Raw genomic sequence first — 22297 nt, 5'->3', positions numbered from 1 at the left:
CGAGCTATCCCGACCTACGGTCTTAGTTGTCTTGCGCCAACGCAGCGAGTAGATCCGCCTGATGCTCTTGGATAATGGGCTGCAACACTGCGTCTAATTCACCTTCCATCACTTCTGCCAAGCGATATAAAGTCAGATTAATCCGATGATCGCTAACCCGGCCTTGGGGGAAGTTATAGGTACGGATCCGCTCAGAACGATCGCCACTTGCTACTAAGCTGCGACGCATCGTATCTTCTTCAGCCTGACGTTTTTCATCTTCAGCAGCCTGCAGTCGAGCCTGCAACACGCTCATCGCCTTAGCTCGGTTTTTGTGCTGTGAACGTTCATCCTGGCACTCAACCACAACACCCGTCGGGATATGAGTAATACGAATTGCCGAGTCAGTTTTGTTAACGTGCTGTCCACCAGCGCCACTGGCACGGAAGGTATCGACGCGCAGATCGCCAGAGTTGATCTCAATCGCTTCCGCTTCTGGAACTTCAGGCATCACCGCCACAGTACAAGCTGATGTATGGATCCGTCCTTGCGACTCAGTTTCAGGTACCCGTTGCACACGGTGTCCGCCAGATTCAAATTTCATCCGACCATAGACACCACTGCCGACAACGCGGGCAATGACCTCTTTATAGCCGCCATGTTCGCCCTCATTGGCACTGACCAGCTCCATCTTCCAACCCAGCTGCTCGGCATAGCGACCATACATACGATACAAATCACCGGCAAATATCGCGGCTTCATCACCACCGGCCCCAGCCCTGATCTCAAGGTAGGCGTTATTGTCATCTTTCGGATCGCGAGGGATCAGCAAGATCTGCAACTCATCAGAGAGCTGCTCTACCGCAGACTTTGCTTCTTTAAACTCGTCCTGCGCCATCTCGCGCATTTCGGGATCATCATCTTTAAGCATCTCTTCAGCCGCTTCCAGATCTTGCTCCGCCTGCTGGTAACGATGAAATCCTTGGATCACTTCTTCAAGCTGAGAGTATTCTTTCGACAACGCGCGAAAGCGGTCTTGATCAGCAATGGTGCCAGGATCACCCAATAGCGCCTGAACTTCTTCATAGCGCTCATTCAGCGCTTCTAATTTTGCGTAGATAGATGGTTTCATCTTTCCTCGGAATAAGATGTTAGCCGTTCTTAATCAGATCTAAGCCCAGTACATCTCTTATTAGATTGAGTTTTTCCAATTCGCCCGCCTGGCCTGCGTCAGTTAACGCCCGGGTCGGAGAATGGATAAGTCGGTTGGTCAATTTATAAGCCAGTTCATTCAACACCTGTTCAGGTGAAACCCCTGACTGCAAATTCTTCAATGCCCGCTCCAGTAACTCGTCACGGGTCTCTTCAGCAAGTTGACGGTAAGAACGAATGGTGTCTACCGCACTTTGACCACGCAGCCATCCTTCAAAGGCGACCACGTAATCCGCAATGATCTGCTCTCCCTCCGCCGCAGCCTCTTGGCGAGAGGCCACATTCTGCTCCACGATCCCTTGTAAATCGTCGACAGTATAGAGGTAAGCATCATCAAGATCTCCCACCTGTGCCTCGATATCTCGAGGAACGGCCAGATCAACCAGCAACATCGGCGCGCGTTTACGTTCAGCAAGTGCGGCACTGACCATGCCGGTGCCAATGATTGGCAGCGGCGCTGCAGTCGAACTGATGACAATATCGGCACCCGCCATGCGCTCGGGGATCTGACTAAGCGTCAGCGCTTCGCCATGAAAACGATCAGCCAACTCCAACGCCCGCGGTACCGTTCGATTAGCTACAACTATCTGGCGCACGCCTTGCTCCGCCAGATGCTGCGCCACCAGTTCGATGGTCTCACCCGCTCCCACTAACATCACCCGGCTTTTATCCAACGAGCCAAAAATATGCTTCGCCAGATTCACTGCGGCATAGGCGACAGAAACTGCGCTGGCACCAATTTCAGTTTCACTACGCACCCGTTTGGCCACGCTAAACGCTTGCTGAAAAAGGCGATCTAAAATAGTACCCAGCGTATTCGCCGCTCGCGCTGATGCGTACGCCTGCTTTGCCTGCCCCAAGATCTGTGGCTCACCCAGTACCAAGGAATCGAGCCCACTGGCAACCCGCATCAAATGACGCACTGCGTCATTATCCTGATATTGATAGAGACAGTCATTCAGCAGCTCTTGGGGTAATCCATGATAATTTGCCCACCAGGCAGCCAGGTTTTCAGCCAACCCACCGTCAGCATGACAATAGATCTCGGTACGGTTACAAGTCGATACAATAGCAGCCTCGTGGACACCATTATTCGCCTGCAACGCACGCGTCGCATCGACCAGAGTGTCGGGCGAAAATGCCACCTGCTCTCTGACCGAAACCGAAGCGGTTTTATGATTAATACCGAAGGCGTATAGCGCCATGAAGAAAACAAACCATCATTAATTTATACTCAATCCGATGATTTTACGTAAATCGGCGCCAACAAGGAAGTCGAACAGTTGCCTGCTTAAACCGCCAAGGTATACTTGCCAACCACATCTTGTTGCTTAGCCATCCACGCGAACCAACATTGCTCGACAAAAACCGTTATAAATAAGAGCACATAATGAGATCTGCATTTCACTGTTTTCGCCCTTACGCTGGCACCAGCTTATTGCTATTTTTCAGCCTGTTTTTATTCGGTTGCCCGCAAACTCCTGTCGTGGAAGCCCCCGAGGTCGCGGATCCTGCACAAGCTTTTGCCCAGCACCAGCAATCACTGACAACGCTGTCACACTGGCAGGTGCGTGGCAAAGTAGCGATCAAAACAGCTGAAGAATCCAATACGGCAAATCTCAACTGGCAACTTGCTGGGGCTGACTACAAGTTAATGCTCACCAGCTTCATTGGTACCTCTTTAATGGAGCTTGAAGGTGACAAATACCAAGCGGTATTAAAAGTGGATGGCGAAACCTATCACTCCCGCGCACCAGAACGTCTGATCTACCAAACAACAGGCTGGCGCCTCCCTGTCAGCACCCTCCCCGATTGGATCTTAGGGCGACTCAGTCAGCCAAACGCAAAACATGTATTAGACAGTAGCGGCAAGCTTGCCAGTCAATCGTTGCAAACCGACGACGGTTTACTTTGGCAAATAGACTATCGTGAGTATCAACAAGCAGGTGGCCATTGGCTGCCAAGAAAAATGACCATTCACGGCCCAGAGATCACGATTAAATTGGTGATCAGCAAGTGGGAACTCCAAGATCAATGACAGCGCAAACAACGAACACGGCACTGACACTGCCCAGTCCAGCAAAACTGAATCTGTTTTTACACATCAATGGCCGTCGCACTGATGGCTACCATGAATTGCAAACAGTGTTTCAGTTTGTGGATTACGGCGACACCTTAAGCTTTCACTTGCGCAGTGATGGCGAACTCACTTTATCCCCATCATTACCTGGGGTGGCTGATGCCGACAATTTAATTATAAAAGCAGCCAGAAAGCTGCAGCAGGCAACTGAATGCACGCTAGGTGCTGATATTAAATTGGAAAAACGGCTACCAATGGGCGGTGGTATTGGCGGAGGCTCCTCAAACGCAGCGACAACGCTCCATGGCCTCAATCAGCTTTGGCAACTAGGGTTATCTGAAGCGCAGCTAGCAGATATAGGCCTGTCTCTTGGCGCCGACGTACCGGTGTTTGTCCGTGGTAAAGCCGCCTACGCCGAAGGTGTCGGTGAAAAATTACGCCCAGTGACATTGCCAGAACCTTGGTACGTGGTATTACGGCCTGATTGCCATGTCAGCACCGCAGAGGTGTTCTGCGATCCGGGCTTACCAAGAAATACAAAAAAACTGGAGAAACTGCCCGAAGATTTGTGGCAGCTCAACAATGATTGTCAAAAACTGGTGTGTGACAAGCACCCTGCGGTTGAAAAGGCCTTACAGTGGTTGCTAGAATACGCGCCGGCTAGGATGACGGGGACAGGCAGCTGTGTTTTTGCACAGTTTGACAGTCAAATACAGGCAAATGCCTGCCTTGCTGCAGCAGCCGATACCTACCAAGGCTTTGTTGCACAAGGTATCAACTCATCTCCTCTGCTAAAGTATCTGAATACGTAAACCAAGACATGTTATTGGGATATCGCCAAGCGGTAAGGCAGCGGGTTTTGATCCCGCCATTCCCAGGTTCGAATCCTGGTATCCCAGCCACTTACTTTTAATGCTCCGAGGGTCAGCCTGTGCCTGATATGAAGCTTTTTGCCGGAAACGCTACACCGGAACTCGCAGAAAAGATTGCCGAACGTCTTTACATCAAACTGGGTTCCGCCACTGTCGGCCGTTTCAGTGACGGTGAAATCAGCGTAGAGGTTAAAGAAAACGTCCGTGGTCTGGATATCTTTATTATCCAATCCACCTGTGCACCGACCAATGACAATCTCATGGAATTGATTGTTATGGTTGACGCCCTGCGTCGCGCCTCAGCTGGCCGAATCACTGCGGTAATCCCCTACTTTGGTTATGCCCGCCAGGATCGTCGCGTACGCTCACAACGTGTACCTATCACAGCCAAAGTGGTTGCTGACTTCCTGTCTAGCGTTGGTGTAGACCGCGTATTAACCGTTGACCTTCATGCTGAGCAGATCCAGGGCTTCTTCGACGTCCCTGTTGATAACGTATTCGGTACACCTATCTTGCTCAACGATCTCAAGCAAAAGCAGTTTGAAGCACCGATTGTTGTGTCTCCCGATATTGGTGGCGTTGTTCGCGCACGCGCCATGGCGAAGCTGTTAGAAACCGACCTCGCGATCATCGACAAGCGTCGCCCACAAGCCAACGTGTCTCAAGTGATGAATATCATTGGTGATGTGGAAGGCCGCGACTGTATCTTAGTTGATGACATGATCGATACCGGTGGCACACTTTGTAAAGCAGCCGAAGCATTGAAGTCTCACGGCGCTAAACGTGTATTTGCCTACGCAACTCACCCTGTCTTTTCAGGTAGTGCGATCGACAACATCCGTGACTCAGTGATTGATGAAGTCGTTGTCACAGACACTATTCCGCTGCACCCAGACATGGCAAAACTGCCTAATGTTCGCCAGCTCACCATGAGCGGTCTGTTGGCTGAAGCGATCCGTCGCGTCAGCAATGAAGAATCGATTTCAGCGATGTTTAGTTAATCTGTTCGCTGTCTTCGTGAAAAGAAAGGAGCCTTTAGGCTCCTTTCTTGCTTTTTAAATTGAGCGTGTCGGTGTGAAGTGTTAGGATACCGCGCCTTTTGAAGGCAGGGTCCGTTCTTTGGTCGCAAAAGACGGGCAAAAATTACTTAATTGGAGTTACACACATGTCTGATCTCTACACTCTGGATGCAGAAATCCGTACAGACCTGGGGAAAGGTGCGAGCCGCCGCCTACGTCACGCGGATAAAGTTCCTGCAGTCCTCTATGGCGGTGACAAAGAAGCCGTTTCGTTGACTTTGGCCCATAACAAGGTATTCAAAGCGTCTGAAAATGAAGGTTTCTATAGCCACATTCTGACCCTGAACATCGGCGGTGAGAAGGTTGAAGCTTTGCTGAAAGATGTTCAGCGTCACGTTTATAAGCCAAAGATCATGCACTTGGATTTCCTGCGCGTTGATGCGACTCACGAAATTCACACTAAAGTACCAGTTCACTTCCTTAACGAAGACACTTCAGCAGCAGTGAAAGCGGGTGGCGTTGTTGTTCACCACATCACTGAAGTAGAAGTTGCTTGTTTGCCTAAAGATCTGCCTGAGTTCATCGAAGTTGATGTTGCTGACTTGGAGCAAGGCTCAACTCTGCACCTGTCCGACATAAAACTGCCAGAAGGCGTTGTTTTAGTTGAACTGGGCAAAGGCGAAGGTCACGACCAAGCATTGGTTGGTATTGCTGCACCGAAAGGCGCTGCTGCTGACGACGAAGCTGAAGCTGGCGATGCTGAAGAAGCAGCCTCTGAGGAATAATTGCCCGGGTAATCACACTTGAGCAAAGATATCCTACTGATTGTGGGCCTGGGTAATCCAGGCCCCGAATATCAAAGAACCCGCCACAACGCCGGTGAATGGTATGTTGAAGAACTTGCCCGGAGCCACGGCGCAACTCTTAAGGCGGAAAGCAAGTTCTATGGGCGCACTGCCCAGATCCAATTGAACGGCGAAACCGTTCGTCTGTTAATTCCATCGACCTTCATGAACCGCAGCGGTCAAGCCGTTGGCGCATTGGCGAATTTTTATCGTATAGCCCCTGAACAGGTGTTAGTCGCCCATGATGAGATGGATATGCCACCCGGAGTCGCCAAGTTTAAGCAAGGCGGTGGCCATGGTGGGCATAACGGACTAAAAGATATTATTGCCCGCTTGGCAAACAATAAGAACTTTCATCGTCTGCGGATCGGTATTGGCCATCCCGGCGACAAAAATCTGGTCACAGGCTATGTACTGGGTAAAGCACCGAGTAAAGAGCAGGATCAGATAGATCAGGCCATTGATGAAGCCGTGCGCTGCACCGACATCCTGGTCAAAGATGGCTTAGTCAAAGCCATGAACAGACTTCACGGCTTTAAAGCCGAGTAATTAACTTCTGGGGATAATCAAAATGGGTTTTAAATGTGGCATCGTTGGTTTGCCTAACGTCGGCAAGTCTACCCTATTTAATGCACTGACTAAGGCTGGCATCGAAGCAGCCAACTTCCCGTTTTGTACTATCGAGCCCAACACGGGCGTGGTACCCGTTCCAGATCTGCGCTTGGATCAACTGGCTAAGATCGTAGATCCGCAGCGCATATTGCCGACAACAATGGAGTTCGTCGATATCGCCGGACTCGTCAAAGGCGCTTCCACCGGCCAAGGGTTGGGTAATAAGTTCCTTGCCAACATCCGTGAAACCGATGCCATCGGCCACGTTGTTCGTTGTTTTGAAAATGATGATATCGTCCACGTCGAAGGGCGTATCGATCCTGCCGATGATATTGATGTGATCAATACCGAATTAGCGCTATCAGATATGGAAAGCTGTGAACGCGCCATTCAGCGTGTGGCTAAAAAAGCCAAAGGTGGCGATGCTGAAGCCAAGTTCGAGATGCCAGTTCTTGAGCGGGTCCTTGCCCACCTCGAAGAGGGTAAAATGGTGCGCGCCTTGGATCTTACCAAGGAAGAGCAAGCCGCTATCCGCTACATGAACTTCCTCACCGGCAAACCAACCATGTACATTGCCAACGTCAATGAAGATGGCTTCGAAAACAACCCATATCTAGATAAAGTTCGTGAGATTGCAGCAGAAGAAAATGCCGTTGTTGTGCCCGTGTGTGCCGCTATTGAATCAGAAATTGCTGAGCTCGACGATGAAGATAAAGCGGAATTCATGGAAGAGATGGGTCTTGAAGAGCCAGGTTTAAACCGTGTTATCCGTGCAGGCTATGAACTGCTTCATCTGCATACCTATTTTACCGCCGGCGTAAAAGAAGTACGTGCTTGGACGGTAAAAGTCGGCGCTACCGCACCACAGGCGGCGGGTGTGATCCATACCGATTTCGAAAAAGGCTTTATTCGCGCAGAGATCGTTGGCTTTGACGACTATATTGCTAACAACGGTGAATCCGGAGCAAAAGAAGCGGGTAAATGGCGTTTGGAAGGTAAGGAATATATCGTTAAAGATGGCGACGTGATCCACTTCCGCTTTAACGTATAGATCTCCTCGTGCTTGCAAAAAACTCGGCAGCGCCGAGTTTTTTTATGCCTGTAATTCATGCTTGATATCGCCCGTCCACCGTCGCACTATGGTTTGCAATGACGATATAGAGCAAAACAGAAGATATCAGATGGACTTAGATATACGTGCGTATGCCCCCACAGACCTACCAGCATTAGCCAAGATGCTATCCTCGCCTGCGGTATTCCCCAATACCACCCGCCAACCTTACAACTCAGTAGAGATGATTGCGCCACTATTCGCCGACCTCTCACATACCCACTTGGTGGCCTATTCCGGTGAAGATCTCGTCTCAACTGGCAGCTTGCTGACCAATCAAAATCCGCGCCGTAAGCACAGCGCGGAACTGGCGATCACGGTTGCCCCAGAATGGCAGGGCAAGGGCATTGGTAGCCAAATGCTAGCCCTGCTACTTGCACAAGCTGACAACTGGCTAAATCTGCTACGGATCGAATTAGTGGTCTTCGCTGATAATCAGGCCGGCATTGCTCTATACAAAAAGTATGGTTTTGAAGTTGAAGGTTTAAGAAAAGCGGATGCATTTAAAAATGGTGAATACTGCGACAGCTATATGATGGCGCGCTTGTCCCCCTCACTCGGCAGCTCGTAAAAGGCGGCATTAGTGAAGATAGAACGACGATGGGTCGCGGTGAACGCGCTGATATTAATGCTCAGCGGTTTTGCGATAGGTCGCGTATACGTTGCTATAAAAGCTGATAACTGTGGCCAACAAGACGCTATTTGGTGTACCGATTTCGAGAATAATGCTGGCTTGAAAGAGTGGAAAAAGGGAGACCAAGACAATAATGCAAAGATTGTCACGTTCCCAGGTCCAATAGGTAGCCCGCAACAAAATCAAGTACTCCAGCTGAGCCTACCACCCGGCAAGGGCGGAACAGGGCTCAACCGTAAACTAACGAAGGATTACCAACAACTGCACTTACGCTGGTTTATCCTCTATCAAACGGGATTTGATTTTTCTGCCCGTTTTCATGGTCAAGGGCTTATGGCGACCCAAAGTCGCGGTAAAGCCGGCTTCAGACCTAAAGGTAATGACTGGTTTTCAGTGAAAGTTGATCACGGCATCAATTTAGCGAACGGTCAGCCAGCACCTTATCTTTATGCCTATTACCCCGGAATGTCGATGGACTGTCGGGATCCTAATGGTAAGTGCTGGGGGGATCATCTGCCATGTTTTATCGATCAACGACGCTACTGCCGAGATCCAAGCTACCGACCCGCACCAGGACTACCACAACTGACAACAAACCAATGGTATTGCGTTGAATTGATGGTTGATCTAGGTACACCCACTCCCTCAACGAATGGCGCAAATGGGCGTATGAACCTCAGCATTGATGGCCAATCTTTGGGGCCGTGGCAAAACCTCTGGCTACGAAGCTCTGACGAGTTAAAACTTAATCGGGTTGCCATGGGCTTCTATCACCATGGTCAGCACAGTGAAGCTGGGATCCTTATCGACAACATCGTGTTAAGCGAGCAACCGATCGGTTGCTCGCTATAGGTAGGCATAAAGATGCTACTTAGACGATGTTTCCGGGCTAACCGCAACTTTAAGAGGAGTGAATGGTTGCCCGGTCCAGCTTTCATATTGGCTTTTCTGCATCGGTGATGCCGTTTTATCTTTAACTAGCTTCAGCTTGCCAAAGCTCTCGCCCAGCACCATGGTGCTACGAAGCAGCTGGTCCCGGCGGAAGTAGTGCACAACCACACTGTCACCCGGCTGGTACTGCGTCAAAGCACTCTTTGACGACCCTTGCGACAGCCGTTGACCGTTAATCGCCAGGATCTGATCACCGGCAACCAAACCTGCCGTCCAGGCACTTTTACCACGACTGGTTTGTTTGACTAACCAACGCCCCGCTTCCTCTTTCAGTTGCCACCCAGCATCAGCGCGCGCGTCCTCATATTGCCAAGCTGTTTTCAAACCAAAGTGTTTAAGCAGCAGATCGATCTCTAACGACTCCGTACCGTCGACATACATAGCCCAAGCATGAGAAACATCATCGCCGCTGAGCTCGCCTAGGATCAGCTGAACATCAGCGACCTCATAGCCTTCGCCTTTGCTCACAGAAAATGTCTGATACAGGGCGCGATGCAGATCATCCCAACTGGCGTCACCACCACTGCTTTCCCGCAACTGCACATCCCAGAACCATGAAACCAATGCGCCCTCACCATAAATACTCACGCTATGGTTGTGTCCGCGATCACCTCCACTCTCGATCCACCAGTCAAAACTGGCTTCAGCCACAGACATCTCAGACTTACCAGGTCTATCCAGATACGCTTGTAGCTCTTTGGCAAACAACTCTAAAAACTCTTTCTCAGTGATCACACCGGCACGAACAGGCAATAGCAGATCGTAGTAGCTGGTTGAGCCTTCAGCGATCCACAACAAAGGGGTGTAATTTTCTTGTTGGTAGGCATAGGGCGAGATCCCTTTCGGGCGATAGGCTTTCACATTCCAAGTGTGGATTAATTCATGGGCCGAGGTTGAAATAAAACGTATGTAGTCCTTACGTTCATGAAAGGCATACCAAGGAAATTGTATGATAGTCGAGTTCAAGTGCTCAGTGGCGCCACGCGCACCACTGGTGCCATGAACCATATAAAGGTAATCCTTAAACGGATAATCCCCCCACAGCTCTCCAGCCGCTTTATCTAGTTTTTTCAGGTCAGTAATTACCTGGTTACTGTCGTGATTGCCCTTACCCCAAAACAGCAAGCCGTAGTGACGATCTCCCATACTAAACTCATGGTATTCATGGATCCCCGTTTCAATTGGTGAATCAACCAATACATCATAGTTAGCAGCAACAAAGTGATGGGGCGAGAGCTGTTTCATGCCACTGCGGGATTGCCAGTTCTCCGGTACCTGCAGCTCGACACTCAGCGGCTTTGCCCGGTGATTTGGCGAGTACATAAACACACCAGAAGCGTCGAGAAAGGCATGACTGTCGTCAATATGACGAACTCTGTCACCTAACATGTCAGCGTATAGCTGATAGCTCACCGTAACCTTACTGGCTTGCGTCACTTTCACCTGCCAATGACTTTTATCTACTTTTTGCCAGTTCAATGGTTGTTGCTTCGCATCAACAGCGGAAAACTGTCGAATACCATTGGCTAACGGCAAAATTCGATACTTACCACTCCGCCACACCGGCAAGTACAGATCCAAGGCACCAGCGTCGGCATTCAAGGTCAATGAGACCACAGCCAAATGATGAGCAGGATCGGTCATGGTTATCGAATATTTCACATCAGCCTCGGCGGCACCGGCTGACGTAGTGAAAAAAGAAAGGGTAAAGCAAAAAGCTAAAATCAATCCGATACGGTTAAACGACATAACGACCTGTGTTTTGTAATGAATTCATCGCTATTCTAACCAGCCCTATTCGTCATCACCATCTGCATTAATGGCAAAATCGCAATGCCAAACGAAAACAATAGGTTTCGAGCTAACAATATGGGGATTTTAACGCTGACAATTCGTTCAAATTGTTCAGAGTATGTGCAAATAGAAAAAAGAACGAAATTGGGGGTTGACGAGGTAGGGGCCTATTCGCATAATACGCGCCACCCGAAAGGGGCAAAGTTAGAAGATAGTAGTGGCTATGTAGCTCAGCTGGTTAGAGCACAGCACTCATAATGCTGGGGTCGCAGGTTCAAGTCCCGCCATAGCCACCATATTTTCTAATGTCACAGTAAGAATGCGGAAGTGGCGGAATTGGTAGACGCGCTGGATTTAGGTTCCAGTACCTTAGGGTGTGAGAGTTCAAGTCTCTCTTTCCGCACCATGTGATTGTTTGTTGGGATATCGCCAAGCGGTAAGGCAGCGGGTTTTGATCCCGCCATTCCCAGGTTCGAATCCTGGTATCCCAGCCATTTTCTCTGGCTGAGCAAGCCACACCAAACAATTGGGATATCGCCAAGCGGTAAGGCAGCGGGTTTTGATCCCGCCATTCCCAGGTTCGAATCCTGGTATCCCAGCCATATACTAAAAAAGCCCAGCTAATGCTGGGCTTTTTTAGTTTTGCTTCACAGAACCACTCAAATAAGTGGCAACCCCATGGCATAGCGCAACGCTGAAGCCTTCAACGGCGTTGCTCTATTGGCTGCCCACAATCCAACACTACGCAATATCCGCAGCGGCATCTTATCGCTACCAAACGTCGCATACAGGCCATCCATGGTACTCATCATCAGTAGATTAGCGCCGCGCCGTTTGCGCTCATAGGTCTGCGTCGCTTGTGGCCACTCTTCAGGCTGCACTGCAGCTAGCTGCTCAGACAAAGCGATCACATCTTGAAATCCCAGATTAACCCCCTGCCCCGCCATCGGATTAATCACATGAGCCGCATCCCCCACCAGCACCACTCGCCCGGACACATAATGGTTAGCATGTTGCCGCTTAAGGGGAAAACTACTTTGGTTCAGGATCTCAAACTCAGGAAGATCATCTGGAAATGCTTCTCGGACCGCCTCCGCTAACTTCAGTGGCGCCATCGACCGCAACCTCTTCACTTCATGCGGGTAGTGGTACCACACCAATGATGCTTGCTCGTCCGCCAATGGTAAGAACGCTCTAGGACCACTCTCAACATAAGATTGCCAGGTAATATCAGGGGCAGGCTGCTGCAGTTTAACGGCCACCACCAAGGCGTGTTGTTGATAATCCCATCCAGTAACCCCAATACCGGCCAGCGAACGCATTTTAGAATCCGCACCATCCGCCGCCACCACTAACGCCCCTTGCAACACCGCCCCGCTCGCTAACTTGAGATGGCAAGCGCTACTCTCTTGCGCTAACTCAACAACGGAGTCTGGTGTGTAAAGAGCGACATTGCTCTGTTCCAGCGCGTTCCACAACGCGCGCTGAATCAGATCATTTTCTACCAGGTAGCCCAAGTGAGCTTCGCCTACCTCCGATGCATCAAAGTCAGTCCGGCTTCCCCCCTGCTGCCACACCGACAAACGCCGATAACAGTGGCTGCGCATAGCCATCAGCTCAGGCCAGGCCCCCACCGTATCTAACAATGATTCAGAGCTGCGATTAAGTGCGGAAACCCGTAAACCACAAGGACTGCTAGGTTCAAACTCTGCTGGCGGTCGTTTCTCTATCAAGGCTACTCGCACGCCACTCATAGCGACTTTCAACGCCAACGATGCGCCCACCATGCCGCCGCCCACAACTATCAGCTCAAACCTTTCCATAACAGCTCCTTGATTAACACTAGACAGTGTACGCGAACTTTTTTCCAAGAATAACCACGGTTTTCACTGCTTATTTTTTCTACAATTGTAAGCAAACATGATAGTTCCGCCGCACAGACAAGGTTGCTTACATCTTGCACAACACTGACATATCTATAGGACTACTCTTCAACTCACATTAATCACGCACTGGAAAGCTCTGGCAAAAACCGGTGCCACCAAAGGATATGGAGTTGAAATCATGGTTAGCAAAACAATTGTCGCCACGCTAACTGCACTGCTATTAAGCCACACCAGCGCCGTGCAAGCAGCAGAGAAGATGACTGAAAGTAAAGCATTGATGGTGCAAACCCAGCAAACGCTGCAACAACAGCTCAAAACAGAGATCCGCCACAGTGCCCAGCTGGCTTTGGCAGAAAGTTTTGCGACTTCCGAAGTGGCTAGCCATCAACAGCCATCCCAAGAGATGCAGGCCAGAATGGCACCGCAACTGCCGGAAGCTGCTTTACTGCCGATGACGGAGTGCAACGGTTAACGACTGATTTTCCCAGCCGCTCATGGCAAACATAGCTTGCCGCTCAATCCCGAGCGGCCTTTTTCTAGCCACTGCCGCCCATTCAGAGTAAAATGCCTGCCCCCGAATTCGGGAAAGCAATTTCGTAATAGGTTAGGCGGCACATGAGCAAAAAACTGCATATCAAAACTTGGGGTTGTCAGATGAACGAGTACGACTCGTCAAAGATGGCAGACCTACTCAATTCGATCGGCGGTTATCAGCTGACGGAAGAACCGGCAGAAGCCGACCTTCTACTGCTAAACACCTGTTCAATCAGGGAAAAGGCTCAAGAAAAGGTATTTCATCAACTTGGCCGCTGGCGCGAACTAAAAGAGCAAAACCCCAACCTGGTGATTGGTGTTGGCGGTTGTGTTGCGTCCCAAGAAGGTGACGCGCTGCGCCAACGTGCTCCCTATGTAGATATCGTGTTTGGCCCGCAAACTTTGCACCGCCTGCCTGAAATGATCCGTAGCGTGCAGAATGACAGTGCACCCGTGGTCGATGTTAGCTTCCCAGAAATTGAAAAATTCGACCGTTTACCAGAGCCTAGAGCTGAAGGTCCAACGGCTTTTGTCTCTATCATGGAAGGCTGTTCAAAGTACTGCACCTTCTGTGTTGTACCGTATACCCGTGGCGAAGAGGTCAGCCGACCACTGGATGATGTCTTGTTCGAAGTGGCGCAACTGGCAGACCAAGGTGTGCGTGAGGTCAACCTGCTAGGGCAAAACGTTAACGCCTACCGCGGTGACACTAATGAGGGTGACATCTGCCATTTCGCCGATCTATTGCGCTACATTGCCGCCATCGATGGCATTGATCGCATTCGCTATACCACCTCTCATCCGGTCGAATTTAGCGATGATCTGATTGACGTATACGCTGAACTGCCGGAATTGGTGAGCCACCTACATCTGCCGGTTCAAAGTGGCTCCGATCGCATTTTGACCATGATGAAGCGTGGGCACACCGCACTGGAATACAAATCGAAGATCCGACGTCTGCGTAAGATCCGCCCAGATATCAGCATGAGCTCAGATTTTATCATCGGCTTCCCCGGCGAAACCGCTGATGATTTTGAAGCCACCATGAACCTGATCCAGGACGTTGGCTACGATCTAAGCTTCAGCTTTGTCTACAGCGCGCGTCCCGGCACACCTGCAGCAGATATGATTGACGATATCGACGAAGAGACCAAGAAGCAGCGTCTTTATCTGTTACAAAACCGTATCACGCAACAAGCACAACAGATCGGTCGCCGCATGATCGGCAGCGAACAGCGTATTCTGGTGGAAGGACCATCACGGAAAAACCCTATGGAGTTACGCGGCCGTACCGAAAACAACCGTGTGGTCAACTTTGAAGGGCCACACTCCTCTATCGGGCAATTTGTTGACGTCAAGATCACCGAAGTATTGCCCAATTCACTCCGCGGTGAGCTGATCCGCACTGAAGCAGAAATGTCTCTGCGTAGTGACGTTTCACCCGCAGAGATCATACGCCAGGGTAATGGCGTGGATGAGCTGGGCGTTGCGACCTTCACCCCTAACTAATTCCAAACTGGCCGACGCTAAGCGCCGGTCAGGAGGTAGATGTTGAGCACTCAAATTAGTACCCATGACGTAACATTAGAGCCCGCCGATAATAAGCGCCTCTCTAGCCTTTGTGGCCCTTTCGACGACAACTTGAAGCAGATTGAACGTCGCCTCGGTGTCGAGATCAGCTACCGTGACAACAGCTTTCGCGTTATTGGCAGCGAGAGTACCGCTGTGGCTACGGGCGAGCTGTTGAAAAAGCTCTACGTCGAAACCCAAACAGTCAAAGGCAAACTTTCGGAACTGGATGCCCATCAGGTACATCTAGCGATCCAAGAAAGCCGTATTGTTGAGCAGATCACTCCAAAAGAGATGGTCAGCCCGGCCAAAGAGCTGTTTATCAAAACCAAACGCGGTGTTATCAAGCCTCGTAACCCCAACCAGAACAGTTATGTCGCAAACATTCTACTCAACGACATCAGTTTTGGCATTGGCCCCGCCGGTACCGGTAAAACTTACCTCGCCGTTGCCGCCGCAGTGGATGCATTAGAGCGTCAGGATGTCCGCCGTATTTTGCTGACACGCCCCGCGGTGGAAGCTGGCGAGAAGCTCGGGTTCTTACCCGGCGACCTGAGCCAGAAAGTGGACCCCTACCTACGCCCGCTGTATGACGCACTTTTTGAGATGTTAGGGTTTGAAAAGGTTGAACGACTGATTGAACGAAATGTCATCGAAGTAGCCCCTCTCGCTTATATGCGCGGACGTACGCTCAATGATGCCTTCGTCATTCTCGATGAAGCGCAGAACACCACGGTGGAACAGATGAAGATGTTCCTGACCCGAATAGGCTTTAACTCGAAAGCGGTGATCACCGGGGATATAACCCAGATCGACCTGCCGCGCTCGCAAAAAAGCGGCTTACGCCATGCCATCGAAGTATTGAAAGAGATCGACGGCATCAGCTTTAACCTGTTTCAAGCCGCCGATGTCGTCCGTCACCCAGTTGTCCAACGAATTGTGCAGGCATACGAAGATTTCGAGCAAAAGCTGGAAGTCGACAAACGTGCAGCGTTGAGCGGAACCGACAGCCAATGAGTGTCACCTTAGAGCTGCAATATGCCGCGGACGCTGCGCAGCTACCCACTGCAGCTCAGTTTCAGCAATGGGTAGATGCAGCACTAGCCATGCGCAACGAGCCGAGCGAACTCACCATTCGTTTAGTTGAGAGCGAAGAGAGCCAACAGTTGAACCACGACTATCGTGGTAAAGACAAACCGACCAATGTGTTGTCGTTTCCATTTGACGTTCCTGAGCATATTGAGCTGCCGCTACTGGGTGATTTGGTGATCTGTTGCGCCGTCGTCGCCAGGGAGGCTGAGGAACAAAATAAAGCGGCTGAAGCCCATTGGGCGCATATGGTGGTGCACGGATGCTTGCATTTACTTGGATTTGATCATATTGATGATGAGGAAGCCGATGAAATGGAAGGATTAGAAACGCAAATCCTTGCTAAGCTCGGCTATGATGATCCCTACAAAGAATTGGACAACTAATTCAATAGTGGCAAAGGAACCACAAAAGGCGCTATGAGCGAAGACAACCCTCACTCTAGTAACGGCGCTTCCAAGAAAGGATGGCTTGATAAGATCAGCCAACTATTTAAGGAAGAGCCGCAGAATCGCGAAGACCTGGTGCAGTTAATACAACATGCTCAGGAAAAGAACCTGATTAATCAGGACAGCCGTCAAATGCTTGAAGGCGTTCTTGAAGTATCAGACCTCAGGGTCAGAGACATCATGATCCCGCGCTCGCAGATGATCACCATTGAAATATGTCAGCCGTTAGAAGAGCTGCTGCCATTGGTGGTCGACAGTGCCCACAGCCGGTTTCCGGTAATAGGTGAAGACAAAGATCATGTCGAGGGCATTCTTCACGCCAAAGATCTGCTCGCCTACACCTATAAAAAAACCGATCAACAGTTCGACTTTACCAAGATACTGCGCAAAGCAGTGGTCGTGCCGGAAAGCAAACGTGTCGATATTCTACTGAAAGAGTTTCGTTCCAAACGCTACCATATGGCAATCGTCATTGATGAGTATGGTGGCGTGTCAGGACTGGTCACTATTGAAGATATTCTTGAACTGATTGTTGGCGAAATTGAAGATGAATTTGACGCTGATGACCATCAGCATGATATTCGCCAAATCAACCGCAAAGTTTTTGCTATTCAGGCGCTGACGCCAATTGCCGATTTTAACGACTATTTCGGCACCGAATTTAGTGATGACGAGTTTGATACCGTCGGCGGAATGTTAAGTCATGCGTTCGGCCACATGCCTGGTCGTGGCGAAACCATCACGCTCAACGGTATTCAGTTTAAGGTTGTACAAGCTGATAAACGACGTATTCGCCAACTGCAAGTCCGCATGCCAACCCATGCCAAAAGTGGTGAAGCAGCGGAGCTCTAACGTGGCAGATGCAGTCACCACCAGTAAGGACTCAAAATCACGCCTTAACTGCTGGATAAAACGCTTACGCCAGCCACTGTTATTAGCAGCGGCTGGCGCCTTCTCTGTGCTGGGCTTTGCCCCATGGAGCTGGTGGCCAACCGCGTTGTTATCCATGGCGGTGCTCGCATTTTGTCTGCACGATAGTACGCCTAAACAAGCATTCAGACAGGGCTATGCCTTTGGCCTTGGGTTATTTGCCGTGGGCATCGCATGGGTGCATATCAGTATCGATCAGTTTGGTGGGCTGCCCTTACCGGTATCCCTGACCTTAATGTTGCTACTGGCTGCTTACCTATCACTCTACCCTGCCCTGGCATGTTGGTTATCTCGCAAGTTCCGCTGCGGTAACCCCTACTTGCAGATCCTGCTATTCGCCGCTTGCTGGGTTCTAGGTGAATTTGCCCGCGGCTATCTGCTTACCGGTTTTCCGTGGTTAGCATTAGGTTACAGCCAGCTAGATGGTCTGCTTTCAGCCTGGTTCCCTCTCAGCGGTGTCGCTGGAGTCTCACTAGTGACAACCATTGTTGCCGGCGCATTAGCGCTTACTGTCGCTCAAAGGCAGTGGCCTGCGGCGGTACTTGCCCTGTGCACACTGGGTGGCAGCTTTAGCCTTTCGTTTATCCAATTTATTAGCCCGAACGGCGACCCAGTTGACGTCGCTCTGGTACAAGGGAATATAGAACAATCACTGCGTTGGCAGCCTGATCAAGAGTGGCCGACGATGTTGAAGTACTTGGATCTAACTCGCCCTCACTATGAAGCTGACCTGATCATTTGGCCAGAAGCCGCCGTGCCAGCGGTAGAACCAATGGCACAAGAGTACTTGGATAACCTCAACTATGTCGCAACGCACAATGACACCACGGTCGTCTCAGGTATCGTCGACTACAACTTTGATACTAGGCAGTTCTACAACACCTTAATTGTTTTGGGCAAGCAGCAGAAACCGCTTTACGAATATCGCTATCACAGCGCTAACCGCTACCAAAAGCACCACCTGCTGCCGATCGGTGAGTTTGTCCCTTTCGGAGAGCTATTGCGACCAATTGCACCGCTATTTAATCTTCCGATGTCATCGTTTTCTCGTGGCGACTATACGCAAGCCAATCTGATCGCCAACGGCTACACCATCGCCCCTGCGATCTGTTACGAAATAGCCTTCCCCGAGCAACTACGCCGTAGCGTCAATGAACAAACTGACTTTCTCCTTACTGTCAGTAACGACGCTTGGTTTGGCGACTCCATCGGCCCACAGCAACATATGGAGATTGCCCGGGCACGGGCAAAAGAGTTAGGGCGGCCATTACTCAGAGCCACCAATACTGGGGTGACGGCAGCGGTAGACGCGTATGGTGAAGAGATCGCCCGCCTGCCTATGTTTAGCGCAGACGTGCTTAGATTACCGATACAACGGATGACAGGGGTAACACCATTTAGCCAATTGGGTCATTGGCCTGTTTGGCTAGTTATCATGCTGACCTTTGCCCTTGTCGCTTTAGTGCAACTTAAGGATCGAAAGGCTGCCGATTAAACGCTTCGCCCCCGCAATGTGGGCAGGCATCAATCTGTTCCGGGTGCGAAAACTCCTGAGCCTTGCCGCAATCATGGCAGATCAAGATCCCTAAACTGATCCATTCCCCGACTTTGTAAACTCCCTGATGTTTTAAATCATCGGCAACTTCAGACCACTCCAGTTGCGTTCGGTCCGTGAGTTCCAACATCCATCGCCAGGCACTTTGTTTAAATGATTCCAATGCCGGGCCTTCGCCCCACGAATCAGGCAGATGCTTCATCCGCTCAGCGGCGGTAGCAAAATCCCGTTTCAGGTAAGTCGACATCAGTTGCAACTCGTCTTTCGACAGCTCTCCCGCGGCTTGCAGGTAAGCCGTGGCCTTCTCAACCCACTCATGGACCTCCTCTTCACTGAATTTTTCAGCTTTTTCCATCTGCGCTTTCAACTCGTCAACTAGCTTTTGATAGCCGGAATGGGGGGCTTTTTCGTCACTCATGGTCCGCTCCTGAACACCAGATCTTCAAATTCATTATAGTCAGCTGCACAACGCCTGTTGTTGGCTTGATCACTGATGCGGTATCCTATGGGGATATCTCAATTTTAACGCCACATAAGACAGCGCCGAATTAGCATGCAAGAACAATATAATCCGCAACAAATCGAACCTCAGGTGCGTGCTCACTGGGAAGAAAATAAAACCTACGAAGTCACGGAGCAGCCGGGCAAAGAGAAATTCTATTGCCTGTCGATGTTCCCCTATCCCAGTGGCCGCCTACATATGGGCCATGTGAGGAACTACACCATTGGTGATGTGATCGCGCGTTATCAGCGCATGTTAGGTAAAAACGTACTGCAACCCATTGGTTGGGATGCGTTCGGCCTGCCAGCAGAAAACGCCGCGGTTAAAAACAAAACCGCACCAGCCAAATGGACTTACGAAAATATCGACTACATGAAAGGTCAGCTCAATGAGCTGGGCTTTGGTTACGATTGGAGTCGTGAATTCGCTACTTGTCGTCCTGAATACTATCGCTGGGAGCAGTGGTTCTTCACTCGCTTGTATGAGAAAGGCCTGGTTTACAAAAAGATGGCCACAGTCAACTGGGATCCGGTTGACCAAACCGTACTAGCCAATGAGCAGGTTGTAGATGGCCGCGGTTGGCGTTCAGGTGCTTTGGTCGAACAGAAGAAGATCCCGCAATGGTTTATTAAAATCACTGCCTACGCCCAAGAGTTGCTCGACGAAATCGAGAAGCTGGGTGGTTGGCCGGATCAGGTGCGCACGATGCAGCGCAACTGGATCGGCCGTTCTGAAGGTGTCGAGATCGACTTTAATGTTGCCGACAGCGAACAGAACTTCACTGTTTACACCACCCGCCCAGACACCCTGATGGGAGTAACCTATGTTGGTGTCGCTGCAGCGCACCCACTGGCAGAACAAGCGGCGAAGAATAACCCCGAACTGGCAGCATTTGTCGAAGAGTGCAAAAACACCAAGGTGGCTGAAGCAGATTTAGCGACCATGGAAAAGAAAGGCATGGCAACCGGCCTTTATGCTATTCATCCGTTGAGCGGCAAACAGGTGCCAATTTGGGTCGCTAACTTCGTGCTAATGGATTATGGCACCGGCGCGGTGATGGCCGTACCAGCCCATGATCAGCGTGATTACGAGTTTGCCAGCAAATATGGCTTAGATATCGTGCAGGTGATTAAGCCAGCCGATGGCAGCGACCAAGACGTGAGCGAAGCCGCCTATACAGAAAAAGGCGTACTGTTCGCATCGGGTGAATTTGATGGCCTCGAATTTGAAGCGGCACTGGATGCCATAGCCGCTAAGTTAACCTCCTTAGGCAAAGGCCAAAAGACGGTGAACTTCCGTCTGCGCGATTGGGGCGTATCCCGTCAGCGCTACTGGGGCTCGCCAATCCCAATGTTGACCACCGAAGCGGGCGACACAGTGCCAGCTCCGGCCGACAGCCTTCCGGTTGTGTTGCCAGAAGATGTGGTGATGGATGGGGTAAAAAGCCCAATCAAAGCCGACCTCAGCTGGTCACAAACTGAATACCAAGGTCAACCAGCCACCCGGGAAACCGATACTTTCGATACCTTTATGGAATCGAGCTGGTATTACGCCCGCTATTGCTCACCACACACAGATGACGCAATGCTGGATCCGGCCAAAGCGAATTACTGGTTGCCAGTTGACCAATATATCGGTGGTATCGAACACGCCTGTATGCACCTGCTGTATGCCCGTTTCATGCACAAGCTGCTGCGTGATGAGGGTCTGGTCGACAGTGACGAGCCGTTCAAGCGCTTACTCTGCCAAGGCATGGTATTAGCCGACGCCTTCTATTACGAAGATGAGCGTGGCGGGCAAAACTGGGTCAGCCCTGTGGATGTCGACATTAAGCGCGATGAGAAAGGCCGTATTGTCGCTGCCGCCGAACGGGAAACCGGTCGCGAGCTGATTTATGCTGGCATGAGCAAAATGTCAAAATCAAAAAATAACGGTATCGACCCCGGCTTAATGGTTGAACGTTATGGCGCCGACACCGTGCGCCTATTCATGATGTTTGCTGCGCCACCTGAACTGACATTGGAGTGGCAAGAGTCCGGTGTTGAAGGCTCAATGCGCTTCCTCAAGCGCTTCTGGAAGTTGGCACATACTCACACGAGTAATGGCTCAGCACCGCAGTTAGATGTCGCAGCGTTGAATGACGCACAAAAAGATCTGCGCCGTGATCTACACAAAACCATCGACAAAGTCGGTGATGATCTTGGCCGTCGTCAAACCTTCAACACGGCTATCGCTGCCATCATGGAGTTGATGAACAAGCTGACCAAAGCACCGCTAGAGAGCGATCAGGACAAAGCCCTGATGCAAGAAGCACTGTCCGCGGTGACCTTGATGCTAGCCCCGATCACCCCTCACGCCAGTCATGTTCTTTGGACTCAGTTAGGCCATGAAGGTGATGTGGTTGATGCCGAGTGGCCGAAGGCTGATGCCAACGCCTTGGTAGAAGATAGCAAGCTGATTATCGTGCAAGTGAACGGCAAACTACGAGCCCGTATTACCGTTGCAGCAGACGCCGATCAGGACGCAGTACAGGCCATTGCTATGGGTGAAGAGAATGTCACTAAGTTCACCGACGGTAAAACCCTGCGTAAAGTGATTTATGTGCCAGGTAAATTGCTTAACATTGTTGCCAACTAAGCTAAGGCATACAAGGTCATAGCAGGCCAAGTGACCA

Annotated in this window: 20 protein-coding genes and 5 tRNA genes; 20 read left to right on the top strand and 5 right to left on the bottom strand. The window is 50.6% G+C overall.

The window, feature by feature from the left end:
* Nucleotides 1-22 precede the first annotated feature (22 nt).
* Complete coding sequence (prfA, locus tag EZV61_RS11905) at nt 23-1111, bottom strand: peptide chain release factor 1 (RefSeq protein WP_114338962.1); 1089 nt, start codon at nt 1109-1111, stop codon at nt 23-25.
* A gap of 19 nt (nt 1112-1130) precedes the next feature.
* Nucleotides 1131-2396, bottom strand: coding sequence for a glutamyl-tRNA reductase (gene hemA / locus EZV61_RS11900; protein WP_131415821.1), 1266 nt, complete (start codon nt 2394-2396; stop codon nt 1131-1133).
* A gap of 185 nt (nt 2397-2581) precedes the next feature.
* Here hemA and lolB point away from each other — a divergent pair, with 185 nt between their 5' ends.
* From lolB to EZV61_RS11855, 9 genes are all read left to right on the top strand, one after another.
* Complete coding sequence (gene lolB, locus EZV61_RS11895) at nt 2582-3229, top strand: lipoprotein insertase outer membrane protein LolB (RefSeq protein WP_131415819.1); 648 nt, start codon at nt 2582-2584, stop codon at nt 3227-3229.
* A complete protein-coding gene (ispE, locus tag EZV61_RS11890; RefSeq protein ID WP_131415817.1) occupies nt 3226-4083 on the top strand; it encodes a 4-(cytidine 5'-diphospho)-2-C-methyl-D-erythritol kinase in 858 nt (285 codons plus the stop codon). The genes lolB and ispE overlap by 4 nt, the downstream gene beginning before the upstream one ends.
* Before the next feature lie 15 nt (nt 4084-4098).
* A tRNA-Gln gene (locus EZV61_RS11885) sits at nt 4099-4173 on the top strand.
* A gap of 29 nt (nt 4174-4202) precedes the next feature.
* On the top strand, nt 4203-5144 hold the full coding sequence (locus EZV61_RS11880; RefSeq protein WP_114338958.1) for a ribose-phosphate pyrophosphokinase: 942 nt from the start codon (nt 4203-4205) through the stop codon (nt 5142-5144).
* Nucleotides 5145-5308: 164 nt separating this feature from the next.
* The gene (locus tag EZV61_RS11875) at nt 5309-5947 is read left to right on the top strand and encodes a 50S ribosomal protein L25/general stress protein Ctc (RefSeq protein WP_114338957.1); all 639 of its coding nucleotides are present in this window, start codon (nt 5309-5311) and stop codon (nt 5945-5947) included.
* An 18-nt stretch (nt 5948-5965) separates the two neighbouring features.
* A complete protein-coding gene (gene pth / locus EZV61_RS11870; RefSeq protein ID WP_114338956.1) occupies nt 5966-6556 on the top strand; it encodes an aminoacyl-tRNA hydrolase in 591 nt (196 codons plus the stop codon).
* A 22-nt stretch (nt 6557-6578) separates the two neighbouring features.
* A complete protein-coding gene (gene ychF / locus EZV61_RS11865) occupies nt 6579-7670 on the top strand; it encodes a redox-regulated ATPase YchF (protein ID WP_114338955.1) in 1092 nt (363 codons plus the stop codon).
* 130 nt (nt 7671-7800) lie between these two features.
* A complete protein-coding gene (locus EZV61_RS11860) occupies nt 7801-8301 on the top strand; it encodes a GNAT family N-acetyltransferase (protein WP_165419372.1) in 501 nt (166 codons plus the stop codon).
* A gap of 12 nt (nt 8302-8313) precedes the next feature.
* Nucleotides 8314-9216 (top strand): hypothetical protein, encoded by a 903-nt coding sequence (locus EZV61_RS11855; protein WP_131415813.1) that lies wholly within the window; start codon nt 8314-8316, stop codon nt 9214-9216.
* A 15-nt stretch (nt 9217-9231) separates the two neighbouring features.
* On the opposite strand, the gene EZV61_RS11850 is transcribed toward EZV61_RS11855, so the two are convergent.
* Entirely contained in the window at nt 9232-11064 is a 1833-nt protein-coding gene (locus tag EZV61_RS11850) for a M61 family metallopeptidase (RefSeq protein WP_131415811.1), read from the bottom strand.
* Between the two features lie 264 nt (nt 11065-11328).
* Here EZV61_RS11850 and EZV61_RS11845 point away from each other — a divergent pair.
* The 4 genes from EZV61_RS11845 to EZV61_RS11830 all read left to right on the top strand — a co-directional run bounded on the left by EZV61_RS11845 (nt 11329) and on the right by EZV61_RS11830 (nt 11711).
* Nucleotides 11329-11405, top strand: a tRNA-Met gene (locus EZV61_RS11845).
* A 25-nt stretch (nt 11406-11430) separates the two neighbouring features.
* Nucleotides 11431-11515: transfer RNA gene (locus EZV61_RS11840), tRNA-Leu, on the top strand.
* Nucleotides 11516-11528: 13 nt separating this feature from the next.
* Nucleotides 11529-11603 (top strand) — tRNA-Gln (locus EZV61_RS11835).
* Nucleotides 11604-11636: 33 nt separating this feature from the next.
* Nucleotides 11637-11711, top strand: a tRNA-Gln gene (locus EZV61_RS11830).
* Between the two features lie 57 nt (nt 11712-11768).
* Here EZV61_RS11830 and EZV61_RS11825 read toward each other — a convergent pair.
* Nucleotides 11769-12932 carry an FAD-dependent monooxygenase gene (locus EZV61_RS11825; RefSeq protein WP_205695376.1) on the bottom strand — a complete coding sequence of 388 codons (1164 nt, stop codon included), beginning with the start codon at nt 12930-12932 and terminating at the stop codon, nt 11769-11771.
* 241 nt (nt 12933-13173) lie between these two features.
* On the opposite strand from EZV61_RS11825, the gene EZV61_RS11820 reads away from it, so the two are divergent.
* From EZV61_RS11820 to lnt, 6 genes are all read left to right on the top strand, one after another.
* Nucleotides 13174-13467, top strand: a complete 294-nt coding sequence (locus EZV61_RS11820; protein ID WP_131415809.1) for a hypothetical protein — start codon at nt 13174-13176, stop codon at nt 13465-13467.
* A gap of 143 nt (nt 13468-13610) precedes the next feature.
* Entirely contained in the window at nt 13611-15038 is a 1428-nt protein-coding gene (gene miaB, locus EZV61_RS11815; protein WP_114338949.1) for a tRNA (N6-isopentenyl adenosine(37)-C2)-methylthiotransferase MiaB, read from the top strand.
* 39 nt (nt 15039-15077) lie between these two features.
* The gene (locus tag EZV61_RS11810; protein ID WP_407642950.1) at nt 15078-16115 is read left to right on the top strand and encodes a PhoH family protein; all 1038 of its coding nucleotides are present in this window, start codon (nt 15078-15080) and stop codon (nt 16113-16115) included.
* A complete protein-coding gene (gene ybeY / locus EZV61_RS11805) occupies nt 16112-16573 on the top strand; it encodes an rRNA maturation RNase YbeY (RefSeq protein WP_114338948.1) in 462 nt (153 codons plus the stop codon). The genes EZV61_RS11810 and ybeY overlap by 4 nt, the downstream gene beginning before the upstream one ends.
* 33 nt (nt 16574-16606) lie before the next feature.
* A complete protein-coding gene (gene corC / locus EZV61_RS11800; protein WP_114338947.1) occupies nt 16607-17488 on the top strand; it encodes a CNNM family magnesium/cobalt transport protein CorC in 882 nt (293 codons plus the stop codon).
* Nucleotide 17489: 1 nt separating this feature from the next.
* Complete coding sequence (lnt, locus tag EZV61_RS11795; protein ID WP_240695199.1) at nt 17490-19061, top strand: apolipoprotein N-acyltransferase; 1572 nt, start codon at nt 17490-17492, stop codon at nt 19059-19061.
* On the opposite strand, the gene EZV61_RS11790 is transcribed toward lnt, so the two are convergent.
* Nucleotides 19036-19539 carry a zinc ribbon-containing protein gene (locus tag EZV61_RS11790; protein ID WP_114338945.1) on the bottom strand — a complete coding sequence of 168 codons (504 nt, stop codon included), beginning with the start codon at nt 19537-19539 and terminating at the stop codon, nt 19036-19038. The genes lnt and EZV61_RS11790 overlap by 26 nt on opposite strands.
* A gap of 135 nt (nt 19540-19674) precedes the next feature.
* Between EZV61_RS11790 and leuS the strand changes: the two genes are divergently transcribed.
* The gene (leuS, locus tag EZV61_RS11785; RefSeq protein WP_130567284.1) at nt 19675-22260 is read left to right on the top strand and encodes a leucine--tRNA ligase; all 2586 of its coding nucleotides are present in this window, start codon (nt 19675-19677) and stop codon (nt 22258-22260) included.
* The last annotated feature ends 37 nt before the right edge of the window (nt 22261-22297 follow it).

The sequence above is a fragment of the Corallincola luteus genome (assembly GCF_004336975.1).
Classification (GTDB): domain Bacteria; phylum Pseudomonadota; class Gammaproteobacteria; order Enterobacterales; family Neiellaceae; genus Corallincola; species Corallincola holothuriorum.
The sequence above is the reverse complement of the archived record's forward strand: the minus strand, read 5'-3'. Positions and strand labels throughout refer to the sequence as shown.

What these genes read in the sequence shown, in the direction of transcription:
- EZV61_RS11875 (WP_114338957.1), top strand. Translation starts at nt 5,309, where the DNA reads ATGTCTGATCTCTACACTCTGGATGCAGAAATCCGTACAGACCTGGGG.
- lolB (WP_131415819.1), top strand. Translation starts at nt 2,582, where the DNA reads ATGAGATCTGCATTTCACTGTTTTCGCCCTTACGCTGGCACCAGCTTA.
- leuS (WP_130567284.1), top strand. Translation starts at nt 19,675, where the DNA reads ATGCAAGAACAATATAATCCGCAACAAATCGAACCTCAGGTGCGTGCT.
- EZV61_RS11860 (WP_165419372.1), top strand. Translation starts at nt 7,801, where the DNA reads ATGGACTTAGATATACGTGCGTATGCCCCCACAGACCTACCAGCATTA.
- corC (WP_114338947.1), top strand. Translation starts at nt 16,607, where the DNA reads ATGAGCGAAGACAACCCTCACTCTAGTAACGGCGCTTCCAAGAAAGGA.
- ispE (WP_131415817.1), top strand. Translation starts at nt 3,226, where the DNA reads ATGACAGCGCAAACAACGAACACGGCACTGACACTGCCCAGTCCAGCA.
- EZV61_RS11810 (WP_407642950.1), top strand. Translation starts at nt 15,078, where the DNA reads ATGTTGAGCACTCAAATTAGTACCCATGACGTAACATTAGAGCCCGCC.
- EZV61_RS11850 (WP_131415811.1), bottom strand. Translation starts at nt 11,064, where the DNA reads ATGTCGTTTAACCGTATCGGATTGATTTTAGCTTTTTGCTTTACCCTT.
- EZV61_RS11825 (WP_205695376.1), bottom strand. Translation starts at nt 12,932, where the DNA reads ATGGAAAGGTTTGAGCTGATAGTTGTGGGCGGCGGCATGGTGGGCGCA.
- EZV61_RS11820 (WP_131415809.1), top strand. Translation starts at nt 13,174, where the DNA reads ATGGTTAGCAAAACAATTGTCGCCACGCTAACTGCACTGCTATTAAGC.
- ychF (WP_114338955.1), top strand. Translation starts at nt 6,579, where the DNA reads ATGGGTTTTAAATGTGGCATCGTTGGTTTGCCTAACGTCGGCAAGTCT.
- prfA (WP_114338962.1), bottom strand. Translation starts at nt 1,111, where the DNA reads ATGAAACCATCTATCTACGCAAAATTAGAAGCGCTGAATGAGCGCTAT.
- miaB (WP_114338949.1), top strand. Translation starts at nt 13,611, where the DNA reads ATGAGCAAAAAACTGCATATCAAAACTTGGGGTTGTCAGATGAACGAG.
- ybeY (WP_114338948.1), top strand. Translation starts at nt 16,112, where the DNA reads ATGAGTGTCACCTTAGAGCTGCAATATGCCGCGGACGCTGCGCAGCTA.
- hemA (WP_131415821.1), bottom strand. Translation starts at nt 2,396, where the DNA reads ATGGCGCTATACGCCTTCGGTATTAATCATAAAACCGCTTCGGTTTCG.
- EZV61_RS11790 (WP_114338945.1), bottom strand. Translation starts at nt 19,539, where the DNA reads ATGAGTGACGAAAAAGCCCCCCATTCCGGCTATCAAAAGCTAGTTGAC.